At 68.3% G+C, this 17,129-nt stretch carries 13 protein-coding genes and 1 tRNA gene; 10 read left to right on the top strand and 4 right to left on the bottom strand.

Annotated elements, in window-relative coordinates; translation table 11 throughout:
- Nucleotides 1-47: 47 nt before the first annotated feature.
- Nucleotides 48-563, bottom strand: coding sequence for a MarR family winged helix-turn-helix transcriptional regulator (locus RF646_RS06770; protein ID WP_368835554.1), 516 nt, complete (start codon nt 561-563; stop codon nt 48-50).
- Nucleotides 564-850: 287 nt separating this feature from the next.
- Between RF646_RS06770 and bcp the strand changes: the two genes are divergently transcribed.
- The 8 genes from bcp to RF646_RS06810 all read left to right on the top strand — a co-directional run bounded on the left by bcp (nt 851) and on the right by RF646_RS06810 (nt 8,911).
- Nucleotides 851-1,324 carry a thioredoxin-dependent thiol peroxidase gene (bcp, locus tag RF646_RS06775; protein WP_085106319.1) on the top strand — a complete coding sequence of 158 codons (474 nt, stop codon included), beginning with the start codon at nt 851-853 and terminating at the stop codon, nt 1,322-1,324.
- Between the two features lie 157 nt (nt 1,325-1,481).
- A tRNA-Leu gene (locus RF646_RS06780) sits at nt 1,482-1,566 on the top strand.
- Nucleotides 1,567-1,618: 52 nt separating this feature from the next.
- Entirely contained in the window at nt 1,619-3,226 is a 1,608-nt protein-coding gene (locus tag RF646_RS06785) for an ABC transporter substrate-binding protein (RefSeq protein ID WP_368835555.1), read from the top strand.
- Nucleotides 3,227-3,341: 115 nt separating this feature from the next.
- A complete protein-coding gene (locus tag RF646_RS06790; RefSeq protein ID WP_368835556.1) occupies nt 3,342-4,826 on the top strand; it encodes a malate:quinone oxidoreductase in 1,485 nt (494 codons plus the stop codon).
- 307 nt (nt 4,827-5,133) lie between these two features.
- Complete coding sequence (locus tag RF646_RS06795; protein WP_231885488.1) at nt 5,134-5,484, top strand: MarR family winged helix-turn-helix transcriptional regulator; 351 nt, start codon at nt 5,134-5,136, stop codon at nt 5,482-5,484.
- A 312-nt stretch (nt 5,485-5,796) separates the two neighbouring features.
- Entirely contained in the window at nt 5,797-6,876 is a 1,080-nt protein-coding gene (locus RF646_RS06800) for a YihY/virulence factor BrkB family protein (RefSeq protein WP_167318365.1), read from the top strand.
- A 257-nt stretch (nt 6,877-7,133) separates the two neighbouring features.
- Nucleotides 7,134-8,231: an S-(hydroxymethyl)mycothiol dehydrogenase gene (locus tag RF646_RS06805; protein WP_368835557.1), complete on the top strand. Its 1,098-nt coding sequence runs from the start codon at nt 7,134-7,136 to the stop codon at nt 8,229-8,231.
- On the top strand, nt 8,228-8,911 hold the full coding sequence (locus RF646_RS06810) for an MBL fold metallo-hydrolase (protein WP_368835558.1): 684 nt from the start codon (nt 8,228-8,230) through the stop codon (nt 8,909-8,911). The genes RF646_RS06805 and RF646_RS06810 overlap by 4 nt, the downstream gene beginning before the upstream one ends.
- 79 nt (nt 8,912-8,990) lie before the next feature.
- Here RF646_RS06810 and RF646_RS06815 read toward each other — a convergent pair whose 3' ends face one another.
- The 3 genes from RF646_RS06815 to RF646_RS06825 are packed head-to-tail and all read right to left on the bottom strand — an operon-like array spanning nt 8,991 to nt 14,794.
- Nucleotides 8,991-10,277, bottom strand: coding sequence for a hypothetical protein (locus tag RF646_RS06815; protein WP_368835559.1), 1,287 nt, complete (start codon nt 10,275-10,277; stop codon nt 8,991-8,993).
- A gap of 9 nt (nt 10,278-10,286) precedes the next feature.
- On the bottom strand, nt 10,287-13,574 hold the full coding sequence (locus RF646_RS06820) for an AAA family ATPase (RefSeq protein ID WP_368835560.1): 3,288 nt from the start codon (nt 13,572-13,574) through the stop codon (nt 10,287-10,289).
- Entirely contained in the window at nt 13,571-14,794 is a 1,224-nt protein-coding gene (locus tag RF646_RS06825) for an exonuclease SbcCD subunit D (RefSeq protein ID WP_368835561.1), read from the bottom strand. The genes RF646_RS06820 and RF646_RS06825 overlap by 4 nt, the downstream gene beginning before the upstream one ends.
- A 314-nt stretch (nt 14,795-15,108) precedes the next feature.
- On the opposite strand from RF646_RS06825, the gene RF646_RS06830 reads away from it, so the two are divergent.
- Entirely contained in the window at nt 15,109-15,888 is a 780-nt protein-coding gene (locus tag RF646_RS06830) for a DUF6318 family protein (protein ID WP_368835562.1), read from the top strand.
- A 131-nt stretch (nt 15,889-16,019) separates the two neighbouring features.
- Nucleotides 16,020-16,991, top strand: coding sequence for a hypothetical protein (locus RF646_RS06835; protein WP_368835563.1), 972 nt, complete (start codon nt 16,020-16,022; stop codon nt 16,989-16,991).
- The last annotated feature ends 138 nt before the right edge of the window (nt 16,992-17,129 follow it).

Genomic DNA, 17,129 nt, shown 5'->3' on the forward strand with positions numbered 1-17,129 from the left:
CCGCTCGTCGCGTTCCGGGTCACGACGACGCCGCTGCGCCGCCCGGGTCAGCGCGACGTGGCGCTGTGTTCCGACTCCGTCGGTGGGGCGGCACCCTCCGTGGGACCGGCCGGGGTCTCGGCGCCATCCTCGACCTCCATGCGCCAGCGTGCACCACCCAGGGTGGAGATCAGGTCGATGAGCTTGCGGCGGAACTGCTCGTCCGTGTCACGGTCGCTACCCAGCAACCCCTTCTCCAACCGCGCGGCGTCCACGAGGACCCGCTCCCCCGCCGGGGAGATGCTCACCATGTGGGAACGGCGGTCGAGCGCGTTGCGGGAACGCGTGATGTGACCATGCACCTCCAACCGGTGCAGGGTCTTGCCCATGGTCTGGGCCTGGACGCGCACTTGGTGGGCCAGTTGCGCCTGCGTCATGCTGCCCTCCGAGCGGAGGACGTCCAGGGCCATCACGCCCGCGTGGGTGATACCGAGAGACGCGAGGTTCTCGTTCCACGCGTGTTCCACGAGGCGAGCCGCCGTGGACAGCAGACGGTTCGTGGGCCACTGGTTCTTGTAGGACATAGGACTATCGTATCCACTCGACGAAATCGCTGAACAATACTACAGGGCACCCCGCCAGTCAAATCCCCGCGCCGAACATCGTCTTGCGAACCCCTCTCGTGCGACTGCGGGAACCGCCCGGGATCGTGCGCACTGGGCGCGGGACGGACGTAGCGACGTCGTACGGCGGGACCGAGACCGGAGCCGGTGCGCGAACCCGAAGCATGGCATGCTCGGGTGCATCCCTGAACTGTACGTGAGAACGCGTCCTTAGGGAACACCTGTCACTCACCAGGAAGGATCACGCCGTGACCGTTCGTCTGTCCCCCGGGGACGCCGCTCCCGATTTCACCCTGCCCGACGCCCATGGGGAGCCCGTCGTCCTGGCGGGCCTGCGCGGGAGCAAGGTTATCCTGTACTTCTACCCCCGCGCCGCGACCCCCGGCTGCACCACGCAGGCGTGCGACTTCCGGGACAACATGGCATCGTTCGGCGCCGAGGGTTACCGTGTGCTCGGGATCTCACCGGACGCCCCCGCTGCCCTCGAGCGCTTCGCACAGAACGAGGGTCTGGGCTTCCCGCTGCTCTCGGACGAGGACCACGCCGTGGCGGAGGCGTACGGCGCGTGGGGCGAGAAGAAGAACTACGGGAAGGTCTATGAGGGTCTCATCCGCTCGACCGTGGTGCTCGACGAACAGGGGACGGTGAGCCTCGTCCAGTACAACGTGCGCGCCAAGGGGCACGTGGCCAAGCTGCGCCGGGACCTCGGCCTCGACGCCTGAGCGGGGGGCCGCCGCCCGGCCTGGGACCCGGAACCGGGGCCGCACCGCGCGCGCTTCTCGGCGAGCGCGGAGGAAGCACTGGTTAGTCACTGGTTAGTATGGTGGACGATTCCGGGCACCCCCTCCGCGTTCAGGCCGGGTCCGGGTCCCGATGTCAGCGCGAGTGGTGGAACTGGTAGACACGCAGGATTTAGGTTCCTGTGCCTCACGGCGTGCGGGTTCGATTCCCGTCTTGCGCACCATGATGCCGCGTACTGCCGTGCGACGACGCGGCGGCCAGAGAAAGGATGCGCCGTGGTTGCTGAGAACCGCCTCGGACGGCGTTCCTTCCTCTCCCTCGCGGGCGCGGGGCTCATGCTCACCGGTTGCGGGTCCACGACCGCCCGCCCCTCGGCGAGCGCCACCGCACCCCGCAACACGTTTGTTCTGGCGCACGCCGCGGCACCGGCGGGGCTGGACCCCTCCCGGAGGAACTCGCAGGAGACGGCCCGGATCGCCACGCAGATCCTGGAGGGGCTCGTGACGGCGGACCGCTCGACCGGTGAGCCCGCGCCGGGCCTCGCGGAGTCGTGGGAGCTCGCGGATGATCGTCGGTCCGTGACGTTCACCCTGCGCCGGGGGGTCCGCTTCCATGACGGTGCCGCGCTGGACGCCGCCGCGGTCAAGGCGAACTTCGACAAGTGGCAGGCCCAGGCCGAGTCCTCCGAACCGTGGGCCTCGCGCTGTGCGTTCGCGACGGCCTTCCGCCACGGCACGTCGAGCTCGCTCGTGGCCTCGGCCTACGCCGGCACGGAGGTCACGGACGAGCGCACCGTGGTGGTGAAGCTCACCCGCCCCTACACGCCGCTGCTGGCCGCCCTGACCCAGCCGGCGTTCGGGATCGCCTCCCCCGCGAGCATCGAGGCGGGGACGGAGAACGAGCACCCCGTGGGCACGGGCCCCTTCCGCTTCGACTCGGCGACCGCCGACACCGTGAAGCTCTCCGCCCACGAGGGCTACTGGGGCGAGCTCGGGGACGTGGGCACCCTCGAGATGCGGGTCATCCGTGACGCACATGTGCGCTGTGCGGCCCTGCTCACGGGTGAGGTGGACGCGTACGACCTCGTGGGGCTCGACGCCTTCGCGCCCCTCGCGCGCCGCGGCGTGCAGGTGCTCTACCGCGACCCCTACTCTGTGTCCTACCTCGGGTTCAACCGTTCCGTCCCCGTGCTGCGGGACGTCGCGGTACGCCGCGCCGTCGCCTCCGCGATCGACCGCGGTGCCCTGGCGTCCCAGCTGTACCCCAGCGGGACCAACGTGGCGGACCAGTTCGTCCCCGCCCGGTTCAACGTGGACGGCGAGAACCCGCAGATCCCCGGCTACGACCCCCAGCGCGCCCGGGACCAGTTGCGGGCCAGTTCCTACCGGGGGCAGGCCCTGCGCTTCTACTACCCGCGCAATACGTCCCGGATGTACCTGCAGGAACCGGAGCGCGTGTACGCGCAGATCTCGGCGCAGCTCACCCGCGCGGGCTTCCGTCTGGACCCCGTCCCCATGGACTGGGACGACGGGTACGTGGACGCCGTGACCGATCCCACCGCGGGCCACGCGTTCAGCCTCCTGGGCTGGAGCGGGAGCTTCCGCGACCCCGACGGCTTCATGGGCCCGTTGCTGGGCACCCCCGACGCGCAGTTGGGGGACGACGACGCCGGGTTGCTCACCGCGGTCAACCGCGCCGCCACCATGCCCCAGGGCGACGCCCGCAATGCCGCGTACCGCACGCTCAATGACCGCGTCTCGGCGGTGATCCCGGCCGTGCCGCTCGCGCACCCCGTCTCGGCGGTGGCTGTGAACTCGCGCGTGGCGTCCTTCCCGTTGACCTCCACGGGGTTCGAACGCTTCAACGAGCTGCGCCTGGCCTGAACCGCACCATGTGTGCCCGGCGGCCCCGTTGGGAGTTGGCTGGAGCTGGGGATACCCTGGACAGCGGAAAGCCTCGGCGCAGTGCCGCGTCGATCATGCACGCACGGGAGACAATGTGACTTCATCTCAACCCACCGAATCCGTCGACGTCGTCCTGGTGGGCGCCGGCATCATGAGCGCCACGCTCGCGACCCTGCTCAGCGACCTGCAGCCGGACTGGTCCATGACCGTCCTGGAGCGCCTCAACGCCGCGGGTCTCGAGAGCTCCAATGCCTGGAACAACGCGGGCACCGGACACTCTGCGCTGTGCGAACTGAACTACGCACCCCAGGCCGCGGACGGCACTGTGAGCGCCACGAAGGCCCTGAACATCAACGAGCAGTTCCAGGTGACGCGCCAGCTGTGGAGCTCGCTCGTGGAGAACGGCACGCTCGAGTCCCCCGACACGTTCATCAACCCCGTGCCCCACATCTCCATGGTGTTCGGTGATGACCACGCGGACTACCTGCGCGCCCGCTACGACGCGTTCAAGCCTCACAAGCTGTTCGAGCGCATGGAGTTCACCGAGAACCGCGACCAGATCGCCGAGTGGGCGCCCCTCACGATGCACGGCCGCGGCGCCGGTCGCGTGGCGGCGACCTTCGCCCCCGAGGGCACGGACGTGGACTTCGGTGCCCTCACCAACCAGCTGCTCACCCACCTGACCGGGCGCAACGTGACCGTGCGCTACGGCCAGGAAGTCACCACCCTGAAACGCCAGAGCGACGGTTCCTGGAACGTCTCGGTCGAGGACAGGCTCAACAGCGACAACAACCGCGTCATCCACGCGCGTTTCGTTTTTCTGGGTGCCGGCGGCGGCGCGCTGTCCCTGCTGCAGAAGTCGGGGATCCGGGAGGCCAAGGGCTTCGGCGGGTTCCCCGTCTCCGGTCTCTTCCTGCGCAACACCGATCCCACCGTTACGTCCCAGCACAACGCCAAGGTCTACGGCCAGGCCTCCGTGGGCGCCCCGCCCATGTCCGTGCCCCACCTGGACACGCGCTACGTCCACGGCGAGCGCACCCTGATGTTCGGGCCCTACGGCGGGTTCAAGCCCAACTTCCTCAAGCACGGTTCCCTGCTGGACCTGCCCAAGAGCGTGCGCGCGCACAACCTCTACCCCATGACCCGTGCGGGTCTGGCCAACCTGGACCTAGTCAAGTACCTCGTGGGCGAACTGACCAAGACCCGGTCCCAACGCATGGACGCCCTACGGGAGTACTACCCCACCGCCGAGGAGTCCCAGTGGGAGCTCATCGAGGCCGGTCAGCGCGTGCAGGTCATGAAGTCGGATCGGCAGAAGGGTGGCGTGCTGCAGTTCGGCACCGAACTCGTGACCAGCGCGGACGGCTCGATTGGTGCTCTGCTGGGCGCCTCCCCCGGTGCGTCCACGGCCGTGCCGATCATGCTCAACCTGCTCTCCCGCTGCTTCCCGGCCAAGATGTCCGAGTGGGAGCCCAGGATCAAGGAGCTGATCCCCTCCTACGGCAAGAAGCTCGATGAGAACCCGCAGCTCGCGGACGAGATCATGGGTCACACCGCCCAGGTGCTCGGCATCAAGTAGTCCCGTTCCGGCGGACGTTACGGAGGGTCTTTGTGCACTGCGCACAAAGGCCCTCCGTCGTCTCCACCCCTGATCAGCTGTGCCCCAATGCGTGGACAGGCTCTGTCCTCCCGGCCACAAGTGTGGACACCGCTCGCTGGGGGCGCGCTCATCCCCTCTCGTAACATGTAGATAACGTCCATAGGGGGTGGACGTTGCCAAAGGGGGAAGAATGACATCAAGGGGGAGTGTCGAAGCGTGGGATGCACTAAGCCGCTGCCATGTGTCGGTGACACGTCAGCTCCAACGCGGAGTGGATTTACGCGGCTTGTCTCGTCGTGAGTTCGAGGTCCTGGCCGCGCTGTGCACCACCGGCCGGGGTGGCCTGCGGTTACGCGATCTCAACAGCCACGTGCTGTTGACGCAATCGAGCCTCTCACGCATGCTCGAGCGTCTCGAGAACAAGGGGCTCGTGACCCGGCGCCAGGATTCCCAGGACCTGCGCGGTGTGCGGGTCGCCCTGACCGATGCCGGGACCCAGCTCTACGAGCAGATCTCGCAGGACAACGACCAGATGGTCGCGGACGTCATGAGCACCGCTCTGGACGCCCAGGAGATCAGGGTGCTTACGCGACTGAGTGAACGCATCCATCAGTACGCGTTGTCGTTGTCACGGTGACCGATCCGCACCGCTGCACGCACTGACCCGCCCGTACGGCGGCCCACACCGCGCCCACGATTCGTCGTGGGCGCGGTGTCGTGTCCGGCGACGTCGCGTACAGCGGAGTCGCGCCCCGGCGGTGCCGCATGCCCCGATACCATATGATGCAGTGCCGCGCCCGATGGCGCTGCGCCGGGCGGCGTCGTCGGCGGCAGCACCGGGCCGGCGCCGTATAGGCGCACGGTGCGTCGGCGGGGGTCGGGAGGCCGCTAAACTGTTGGGAGTACCTGCTTTGCGCAGCCACCACATTCGCTCCTGGAGAGGACCCCCATGACAACTCAGCATTTGGAGTCCACGGCGCGTCGGGGGGACGCGGCCCCGGACCCGGACCATGATGCCAAACCCGACTCCCCCACCAAGCTCAAGGGGCAGTCATGGGGTTACGTCTTCAAGCGCGCCCTGTCCGAATTCAGTAAGGACGGATGCACTGACCTCGCCGCGACACTGACGTACTTCGCGGTGCTCTCCATCTTCCCGGCGCTTCTGGCGTTGGTGTCCCTGCTGGGTGTGTTCGGCCAGGGTGAGGCCACCACGAGCGCCATCCTAGACTTCCTGAACCGTTATGCTCCCTCGTCCGTCGTGGATCTGCTCTCCGGACCCATCTCCCAGCTGACCACTCAGTCCGGGGCCGGACTGGCCCTGGTCGTCGGTGTCCTGGGTGCACTATGGACCGCATCGGGTTATACCGGTGCGTTCTCCCGGGCGATGAACCGCATCTACGAGATCGCCGAGGGTCGCCCCTTCTGGAAGCTCAAGCCCATCATGCTGCTGATCACCCTGATCATCGTGCTGATCGTGGCCGCCGTGATGTTCATGGTGTTGCTCTCCGGTGACTTCGCGCAGACCGTGGGTGACCTGGTGGGTCTGGGTTCCACCACCGTGACCGTGTGGAACTGGGCCAAGCTGCCCGTCATCCTGTTCCTGCTCGTGCTGCTCATTGCGATCCTGTACTACGCGACGCCCAACGTGAAGCAGCCCAAGTTCAAGTGGTTGAGCCCGGGCGCAGCGATCGCGCTCGTGTTCATGATCATCGCCGGGCTCGGGTTCGGTTTCTACGTGGCGAACTTCTCGAGCTACAACGCGACCTACGGCATCATCGGCTCCGTGATCATCCTGCTCCTGGGCCTGTGGATCATGAACAACGTGCTCCTCTTCGGCGCCGAGGTGGACGCCGAACTCGAGCGTGGCCGCCAGTTGCAGGGCGGGATCCGTGCCGAGCACGCCGTCCAGCTGCCTCCCCGGGACACCACCCAGGTGAAGAAGCAGAAGGAGAAGGAGGAGAAGCTCGAGGCCGAGGGGCGCAAGATCCGGTTGCGCACCGAGCACGTCGACTACTCGCAGGACTCCTGAGTCACCACGACGATCCTTCACAACGCGGGCCCGCACCATCGTGCGGGCCCGCGTTCTCATGTTCAGGGCCTGCCATCCGGTGTCGCCGACCGGTTTCCCCGACTTGGTTGCGTCGACCCAGATCATCTCCCGGCTCGTCATCCGCGCCCGGTATTCGTCGCGGGGCGAACGTACGCGGCGTCGTCGTGCGCCGTGTGGCGGCCACCACGCATACTGGGAAGGACCCTAGAAAGCTGCGAGACGACGGAGGCAACCGTATGCACAAGGTCAAAGGCGTGGTGGTGCGGGCCAAGAATGAGCCCGCCACCGTGGAAACCATCCTGGTCCCCGATCCGGGGCCGGGCGAGGCACTCGTGGACGTGCTTACGTGCGGGGTGTGTCAGACGGACCTGCACTACAAGGTGGGCGGCGTGGGGGACGCCTTCCCCTACCTCCTGGGGCACGAGGCCACGGGCGTGGTGAGCGCCGTGGGCGAGGGCGTCACGGAGGTGGCCGTGGGCGATCACGTGATCCTCAACTGGCGAGCGGTGTGCGGCGAATGCCGGGCGTGCCGCCGCGGTGAACCGTGGTACTGCTTCAACACCCACAATGCCGAGCAGAAGATGACCCTCGAGGACGGCACGGAACTCGAGCCCGCCCTGGGGATCGGTGCGTTCGCGGAGAAGACGTTGGTCGCGGCCGGGCAGTGCACCCTCATCGAATCCCCGCTCGAGGGCGAACAGTACGCCGCGGTGGGTCTGCTGGGCTGCGGCCTCACCGCCGGGATCGGCGCGGCGATCAACACCGGTGCGGTCAAGCGCGGAGAGTCCGTAGCGGTCATCGGCTGCGGCGGCGTGGGCACCGCCGCGGTCGCGGGTGCGGCGCTCGCGGGTGCGACGACGATCATCGCGGTGGACGTGGACGACGACAAGCTGAGCACCGCGCAGCGGCTCGGCGCGACCCACACCGTCAATTCTCGGTCCGTGGATCCCGTGGAGACCATCCGCGAGCTCACGGGCGGTCACGGCGCGGATCTCGTGATCGACGCCGTGGGCGTGGCCGACACCTTCATGCAGGCCTTCCAGGCGCGTGACCTCGCGGGTCGCATGGTCCTGGTGGGCGTTCCCAATCCCGGGACCGTGGCGGAGATCCCGCTGGACCAGGTGTTCTCCCACGGCGGGTCCATCAAGTCCGCGTGGTACGGGGACACCCTGCCCTCGCGCGACTTCCCGATGCTCGTGGACCAGTACCTCCTGGGCCGGTTGGACCTGGATGCCTTCGTCTCCGAGCGCATCGCCCTCGAGGACGTGGACGCCGCGTTCGGGACCATGAAGTCCGGCAAGGTCCTGCGTTCCGTCGTGGAACTGGCCCGATGACGCGCACACCGCAGACCGTCCTGACCGACCCGCGCGGCGGCGTCACCGTCACGAACTGCGTCACGGAGGGTACGTTCAGCCTGGACGGCGAGACCTTCGACGTGGAGAACAACGTGTGGGTCGTGGGTAACCAGGCCGAGTGCGTCGTGATCGATCCCGCGCACAACCCCGACGCCGTGCTCGCCGCGGTCGCGGACCGCACCATCACGCACGTGCTGCTGACCCACGGTCACGATGACCACATCGCGGCGGTGCGCGAGTTCACCGACCGCGCGGGCACGGACGCCCCGATCATGATGAACCACGAGGACCTCATGCTGTGGCGCGCCGTCTACCCGGAGGGGCCGGAGCCCGAGCCGTTGCGAGACGGACAGGAGATCCTCGCGGGCACCGAGGTGTTCACCGTGTTGGCCACGCCCGGCCACTCTCCCGGGTCCGTGGTGTTCCACGCCCCGCACCTGGGTGAGAACGGGGTGGTCTTCACCGGGGACACGTTATTCCAGGGCGGCCCGGGTGCCACGGGGCGGTCCTATTCGGACTTCCCCACGATCATCGACTCCATCGAGAAACGGCTGCTCACGCTGCCCGAGGACACCCTCGTGCTCACGGGTCACGGCGACTCCACGACCATCGGCCAGGAGAAGCCACACCTGAGCGAATGGATCGCCCGCGGTCACTGAGTGATCGCGCTCGCGGTACGACGCCGCTCGGCCCGGTCCCCTGCGAACCGGCCCGGGCGGCGTCGTCGTGTGAGCAGCGTCAGATGCGGGGCCTGGGCCCGGGGCTGCGGCGTTGCGTGTAATTGAAGATGAGGGCGGTGGCCAACAGCACCATGGCGGCCGCCATGGGGACCATGGCCGCGGTCATGTCGTCGAAGTGTACGCCCAGGTACGCGCTGAGCGTGAGTCCCAGCGCCGTGGCGATGCTCGACGTCACAGTCATGCGTGCCACGAGTCCCAGGACGTCGCTGCCCGCAGTGACGTAACCGGCACTGCTGTGGAGGCACAGCAGACACGGGCCTGAGAACAACCCGAGCGCGAGGAGCACGAGGGAATACCCCACGAAACCGGACGGCCCGGACATGAGCATGGATGCCAACAGTGCACCCGTGGCGGCGAGAATCCACATGTTCTCAGCGCTCAACCGGCGGCGGAAACGCACGGCCAGGCTCGACCCCACGGCGGCCCCGAACCCCAGCAACGCATAGATGACCCCCATGGTCTCCACGCTGTCCAGGGACACTGAGTACACCACGAGGCACCCGAGCACCGCGCCCATGAGGGCGTTCAGCGCCGCCACACCGTAGATCAATCCATGGCTCAACCGGAACACGGCACGGCTGCGCCCGGGCGCGCCGCGGGGGCGTCGCCAGGACCAGAGGGGCATGTCCGCGCGGGGACAGCGGGCGGAGGAATGCAGGACGAATGCCGCCGTGATCAGCACGGTCCACACAGCGGCGAAACGCAGCACCACCGCCGGGCCCATGGTCACAGCGAGCAGTCCCGTGAGCGCGGCACCCAGCACCGTGGCCAGTCCCTCGTTCACGGATTCGCGGCGCATGGCCGCCGGGAACGCTTGTGACCGGTCCTGTGCTCGCAACACGGAGGCCCAGCGGAGCCGCGCGGCCAGTCCCATGGGTGTCATGACCACGCCGGCCACGAAGAACGGCGCGAGCGCGGACACGGCATCCCACGAGACCGGGATCTCGGTGACCTGGGCTCGTGATAGCACCCAGAGGATGATCCCCTGGATCAGGGAGAACGCGGCCAAGGCCCACAATCGCCAGCGGGCGTTGGCCAGCGCGGCCACACCCACGCCGCTCACGGCTATGCCGAGACACAGGGACGCCGAGCTCAACGCGGCCGTCCACGCCGAGGAGGACGAGACCGCCACGAGCGTGAGCAGGCCCAACGGGGCCATGACCTGGGGCAGGCGGAGCAACAGGGTGATCGCGCCCAGCCTGCGATCACTGCGCACGGTGCGTTCACGAGGGGTGAGCACCTTGCCGGGCTTCTCGGGCGCGGGGCGGCGGATCGCTGTACTCACGACCTCAGCCTACGCGGCATCCCACGGCCCCGCGACGACCGACAGATGCGAGCCACCGGGGGTCTTGGTGACCACGAGCTGGGTGTCGATGCGTTGTTTCATCTCGCTCACGTGGGACACCACACCGATGACCCGCCCCGTGCGGCGCAACCCGTCCAGGGTCTCGAGGACCTGCTCGAGGGTTTGTTCGTCAAGGGAGCCGAACCCCTCGTCCACGAAGAGCGTGTCGATCTCCTGTCCCCCGGCCTCGGACCGGACGACATCCGCAAGAGCCAGGGCGAGTGCGAGCGAGGTGAAGAAGGATTCCCCGCCCGACAGTGTCTCCGTGCCGCGGCGGACACCGGTCCACGAGTCGTCGATCTCGAGTCCGAGCCCGGACTTGCCACCCCCTCGGGTGCGATCCGTATGCACCAGTGTGAAGCGACCGGAGGACATCCGTGCCAGGTGTTCGGACGCCACCGCGGCCACGTGCTCGAGCTTCGCGGCGAGTACGAACGAGGTCAGGGTCATCCGCAGGGCGTTCTCGGGGGAGTTCGCCGTGGCCACATCCGCGAGTCCGCTCAGGCGCTGGGCGTTCTCTCGAGCACGCTCGAGTTCGGCGTGTCGGGCGGGCATGTGCTCGGCGTGGGATGCGGCGTCGGCCGCGAGGGTCTGCAGTCCGCCCAGCTTCTGGTTCAATGCATCCCGCAACTGTTCGTACTCGTCCCGTTCGGCGGCGGTGCGAGCCAGTGCTTCCTCGGACAAGCCCGCGCGTTCCTCGGCGCTGAGCCCCTCGGCACGTTGCATGTCCTGGGTCGCGAGTTCCGCCGAGACTGAGTCCCGCTCCTCCTGCAGGGCGGTGAGCCGCTCGGCGAGTCCGGCCGCGTCCGCCGGGTCCATGAGAGCCTCGTCCGCGGCGCTCTCGGTCTCGAACGGGGACGCGTCAAGGGCACGTTCCACGGCACCCTGCGCGGTGCGGACCTCGTGTTGCGCGGCCTCCAGCGTCCGCTGTTGCGATTCCCACTCGCTCACCGTGCGCACGAGGCGCTCGGACCGTTCGAGGAACTCGGTGGCCGAATCGAAACCCCTGATGCGCCGGGCCAACTCCTCACGCGCCCGGTCGCACCGTGTCAGGAGTCCCTTGAGGCGCGCACGGGTCCCCGCGATGTCACCGTTGATCCGCGTCCCCTCCCCCTCGAGATCTTGGACCTCCCGCCGAGCAGCCGCGATCTCGGCCTCACCCCGGCGCACCCGGGTCAGGCTCTGCTCGAGTCGGGCCAGTTCTTCATCGGCGTGGCGACACCGGTCCACGGCGGCGTCGACGTCCGTGTCCGCGCCGCGCGCGAGCGCCTCGGCCGCACCGGTCTGCGCCCGCTGCCACGCTGCGTGGGATGCATCCACGGTGTCCTGTGCGGTGTCCCGGGCGGCGCGTGCGCGATCGAGTGCGTCATCGGTGACCTCGTCCTCGGTTCCGGCGCCGGCGAGGTGCGGGTGCTCCGTGGCTCCGCACACGGGGCACGGATCCCCCGGCTCCAGCCCGGTGGCGAGGGTCGCGGCCGCACTCGCGTAGCGCTGCGCTTCGAGCGCTTCCACGTGCTGGGCGGCGGCCCGCCGTGCGGTTTCATCCTCCCGGTACCGGCGCGCCCGTTCCTGCTCCTCCGCCCGGGCCCGTGCGTATTCCCGACTCGCGGCCACGGCCTCCCGCGCGGTGCGGGCCCGTTCGCGCACGAGGGCCTCGTCCTTGACCTCCCCCAGGAGTTCGCGATGCGATTCCTCGCTGCGGGTCAAGGCGTCCCGCGCGGAGGCGAGATCCCGGGTGAGGTGCGTCGCCCGCTCCTCGAGCGCCGAAAGGGCCTTGCGTTCGCGAGCCGCCTCCTCCTCGTCCCTCGTGAGTGACTCCTCCTGGGCCACGGCGCCCCTGGCGGATTCGCGCGCGGTCACGACTGCATCGCGCAGACCCGCGGGCACCTGCCCGGACTCGTCCACGGCGTCCATGAGGCTCGCGTTCGGGCCCAGAATGTGCTGAGCCACGCGGGCCGACGGCGCGTCCCCCGTGACAGTGGCACGCAGGTCGGTGACGGCGGCGTCAAGGGTCGCGACGCGCCGTCGGGCGTCACGCAGTTCCACGAGCGGCGCTTGCAATTCCTGTGCCGCCTCGTGCTCGCGCAGTTGTCGGGCCGCACCCTCCGACTGCTCCGCGTGCTCCGCGAGTTCATCCCGGCGCCGCGTGAGTTCGCCGCGCCTCCTGACCAGCGAATGCAGGGTCTCCAATTGTGCGTAGCGCTGCTGGGCCCCTGTGTACGACGACGCCGCGCCGTCCCGTGCCCGGCCCACCGTGTTTACGAGGGTGACGCAGTCGTCGACCAGCTCACGCCATCGATCCGGGCCCCCTTCGTTGTCGGCGTCCCCCGATTTCCCGTCCGCGGGCCCCTCCTCCGAAGCGGCCGACGCAGCACTGGTCGAGGCTCGGCCCTGGTCAGACGAATCCGCGTCGGTTTCTCCACCGTTGGCGTCCGCCGCGGTGCCCACGGCGACGTCGCCGACCGACCCCTCGTCCGACGGGAGATCCAATCGGGTCCGGAGCGCCCCGGGGAGGTCCGATAAGACGTCCTCCGGTAACCGGGCGACCGTGTGGGCCACGCGTTCCCTGAGCCGGGCGAGGACCTCGTCCGCTCTTTCCGCCTCGCGTTCCGCCTCGTACAGGACGCTCTTGGCTCGATCCGAGCGCGTTTTCAGCTCATCCTGGATGTCCGCGTAGACGTCCGTGCCGAACAGCGTTTCCAGAAGGTCTTCCCGCTCCTTGGAACCGGCTTGCAGGAACCTGGCGAACTGGCCCTGGGGAAGCATCATCACCTGGGTGAACTGCTCACGGTCCAGGCCCACGACGTGGTGGATGGTCTGCCCCACGTCGTCCGGGCGGTAACCGCGGTCCACCCATTGCCCCGCCACGTGTTCCCGCAATGACACCGTGGCGTGACGGTCGCTCCACCCGGACGCAGCCCGGGAGGACGGTTCGCGCCACGCGGGCGTCCTGCTCACGTGCCACCGCCGGCCACCCGCCGTGAACTCCAACTCGACGCGCGGCCCGGTGCGGGGATCCGCGTGATCACTGTGCTGGGCCTTGCGCCCGCCCTTGGCGACAGTCGTGGGCCCGGATCCGTAGAGCGCGAAGCAAATGGCATCCAACACGCTGGTCTTACCCGACCCGGTTTCGCCGTTGAGCAGGAAGACCCCTGCCTCGTTCAGGACGTCGAAATCCACCGTCTCCCGCTTGGCGAACGGCCCGAAGGCGGTGATCTCCATCCGATGCAGCTTCACTGCTCCACTCCCCTGCTGCGCGCGGCGGCCACCGCGTCCGCGATCTCGTCCTGCTCCGGCCCGGACAGCCCCCGGTGCCGCACGTGGTCGTAGAACTGCGCGCACAGCTCCTCGGCACCGGCGGCTTCCGCGACCCGCGCGCTGTACGCCTGCTGGGTCAGAGTCCGGCCGCCCTCGGGTTCCCAGCGCAGTTCCACCGTGCGGGGAAACCGCGTCCTGATCCGATCCATCGCGGATGCCGGGCGGTCACGATCCGTGAGGACCACCTGACACCAGGCACCCTCCGCCGAGGTGTGCGCCGGATCCCGTAACAACTCGTCGAGTGTCCCCCGCAGGCACGCCAGATCCATGCGCGCGGCGTGGTCCAAGCCGGTGACCTCATGGACCCCGGTCTCCTGGACGTCCACGAGCCACGCTCCCTTGGGGTGTCCGGCCTCGGAGAAGGAATAGGCCACGGGCGAGCCGCTGTAGCGCACGGCGTCCGCGACTCGCTGCCGGCGGTGGATGTGGCCGAGCGCCGTGTAGTCATGACGGGCGAAGACCTCCGCCGGGACGGTGCCGAGGCCCCCGGAATCGACGACGCGCTCCGAATCCGTGGGTTGCGCCCCCGTCACGAACGCGTGCGCCATGACGACGGACGGGATGTCGCCTCGTTCTTTCCTGTCCGCATCGATGCGCTCCATCACGGTGCCCAGCACGGCCTGGTGCGTGGGTGCACAGTCGAGCGACGGCGCGGCCGCGCGCGGTTCGATGTACGGGATGCCGTACACGGCCACCGTGAACGCCCCCGGCAGGGTGGCACCGCGCGGGCCGGGGGCGGGCGGCGTCGTCGCCCGGGCGACCGTGATCGTGGAGTCCGTCGACTGCGAGAGCAGGACCGGGACGTGGGCGTCCGGCACGCGGGTCAACAGGTGGACGCCGCCGTGGGACATGATGCCGGAGCCGAAACCCAACCGCACCGGGGAGTCGTGGTTGCCGCTCGTGAGTATCACGTACGCGCCCGCCTCGCGGATCTGCGCCAGGGTGGCGCTGAGCAGCTCCACCACCTCCGTGCGGGGCTGGGCGCGGTCGTACACGTCCCCCGAGACCAGGACCGCGGAGACACCGTGGTGCCGTACCCACTCGACGATCTCGGCCATGGCCTGCGCCTGGACGTCCAGGATGTCGACGCCGTGGAAGGTACGCCCCAGGTGCCAGTCGGAGGTGTGCAAGATCAGCATGGGGTCAATGTAACCGCGGTCTCGGACACCCACAGCGACCTCCCGCACATGTGCAGGTCACACGGCGCGGGCGCCCCTGACGGTGTGATCCACCGCGGCCGCCACCGCTTCGCTAGGCCGGCGGCGCGCCACGTGGCGGATTGTTTCTACTCGCTAGTTCCCTCTTCCACGCCGTGACCAGGGGTCATGCATGCGCATGTTCTTCGTCGTCCACAAGCTACGGCCCAGCCATGGCCCGCGCCGTCTTGCGCCTCTATGCTCTGGGGGATGTCTGGTACGTCACACAACGGTGTGGCACGAGGGGGTTCACCGGGATGCATTCACCACGACTGATCGCCACGGCCGGCCGGGGAACGACCCTCGCCCTGCTCGCAGCGCTGCTACTCACCGGGTGCGGTAACGGCTCGCCCGGAGCGGGTGGGGGTGACAGCGCCGCGCCCACGGGAGTCACTTCCGCGGGGACGACGGCGCAGCCCACGTCCCCCGCGCCGGACGCCTCCCCCGCATCCCCGACGACGCCGCAGAGCGGGTCCCCGAGCGGGTCCGACAGCGCATTGCCCGATGACTGGCGTCCGGAGGAACCCACGGTGCTGGCCACGGGCCAGCAGGTCCCGGAGGATTACGAACCCGCCACGCTGGAGCATCCGGCCCGCAATGTTCCCAAGCCCGTGATGCCCGCGGAGGCCAGGGACGAAACCGAGGCCGGCGCGCAGGCGTTCCTGAACTACCGCGCCGATGCCCAGTGGTACTCGATCCAGACCGGGGACACCTCGCTGATTCGGGAAGTCACCTCGACGGATTGCGAGAAGTGCACCGAGCAATACGACGCGTATGAGGCCATGTACGCCAAGGGGAATTGGGCAGCGGGTGGATTCGAAGTGCCCACGATCGTACCCGGCTCCTTCAGTCAGCGGCCTGACGGAGGCTACAACCTTCCCGTCGACGTCAAGAGCTCGGGATCCGTGGCCTTCGTCGACCAAGCCATCCCGAGACGACAACTACCGTTCGCAGAAAAAGATGCGTTCGATTGCTACATCTACCGCGACGGGGATCGCTGGATGTACCTCACCGGATCACCACGAGGCTCCCTGTGAAATGGTCATCGTCCCTGAGGGTGTTTGTCATGCCCCTTGTAATTCTTGGATTCGCAGGTTTACTACCTCAGTCCGCTTCCGCCGATGACGGTGGCGTTCCGGATTTCGGAATCTCTTCCAAGGAAAGTCAGATGTCAACGAATGCCCATGCGCACGGGGCAACAATCAATGTCATTCTGAAAAGTCGAAGCAATTCATCTGCCATGTCGAGGGCTGAGGTCAATGAGCGCAACGGAGGCACTACCTCGAACGCGACCCGCCAAGCTGCGGCGTGGGATCCGGATACCGATCCTGCGTTCCAGAAGGCGCTGCGTGACCGGCTCATGTCCAACGAGGATTCAATCTTCTTCAACGCCCGCCTGATGGACACCGCCAAGAACAAAACCGTCTACGGCCTCCAAGACCCCTGCACCGACCAACGTGGGGCAGCACTCACACGGTGCCGTACCACCCAAGAATGCACCGACGACACCGGGGCCGCCGGTGTGAACATGGACATCGTCATTGGCGGGGCCAATGACAGGACCCGCGCCGCGCGCGGTACCCAACTGTGCGTCAGCAACACCCAAGCCGATCAAGCCAGCGACGACGGGTACGTGCCGCTGCCGGTGTTCACCCTCCAGGACTTCCAACAACTGGCCGTCGCCCCCGCCGCCAGTCATGTCCAACCCGCCCCGGACACCTTGAAGAACATGCACACCAATGTTTATGCGCAGGCCCAACCCCAGACCTTCACCACGACCCTGGGCGGATACCCCGTCCAAGTACGGGCCTACCCCGTCCAATACACCTGGTATTACGGGGACGGCACCACCCTGGGCCCCACACCCCTGACCGGGGCACCCCTACCCGACGGTGCGTGGGATGAGCCCACCGACACCTCCCACGTCTACACGACCACCGGGGACTTCACCGTGACCCTGACAACCTCGTTCTACGGGGAATACAACATCGCCGACACCGGCTGGCAACCGGTCGCCGGCTACAACCAAGTCACCTCACCCCCGGTCGCGTTGAGTGTGTGGCGGGCCACCGTGCACAACGTCGCCGATGACTGCCACACCAACCCCACCGGCATCGGCTGCCCCGGCACCGACAAATAGCCGAGCCCAGGGAGGGTCGCGCCCCCACGCTCTCGAGGCCGGACATGCCCGTTAGCCCTCACAATCTCCTGAGGCACCCGGCCGACTTAATCCGTCCCGTACCCGAGGCGCCCCCAGCCCGGGCAGGCTCCCATGCCG

This window comes from Kocuria sp. CPCC 205261, assembly GCF_040981025.1.
GTDB classification, from domain to species: domain Bacteria; phylum Actinomycetota; class Actinomycetes; order Actinomycetales; family Micrococcaceae; genus Kocuria; species Kocuria marina.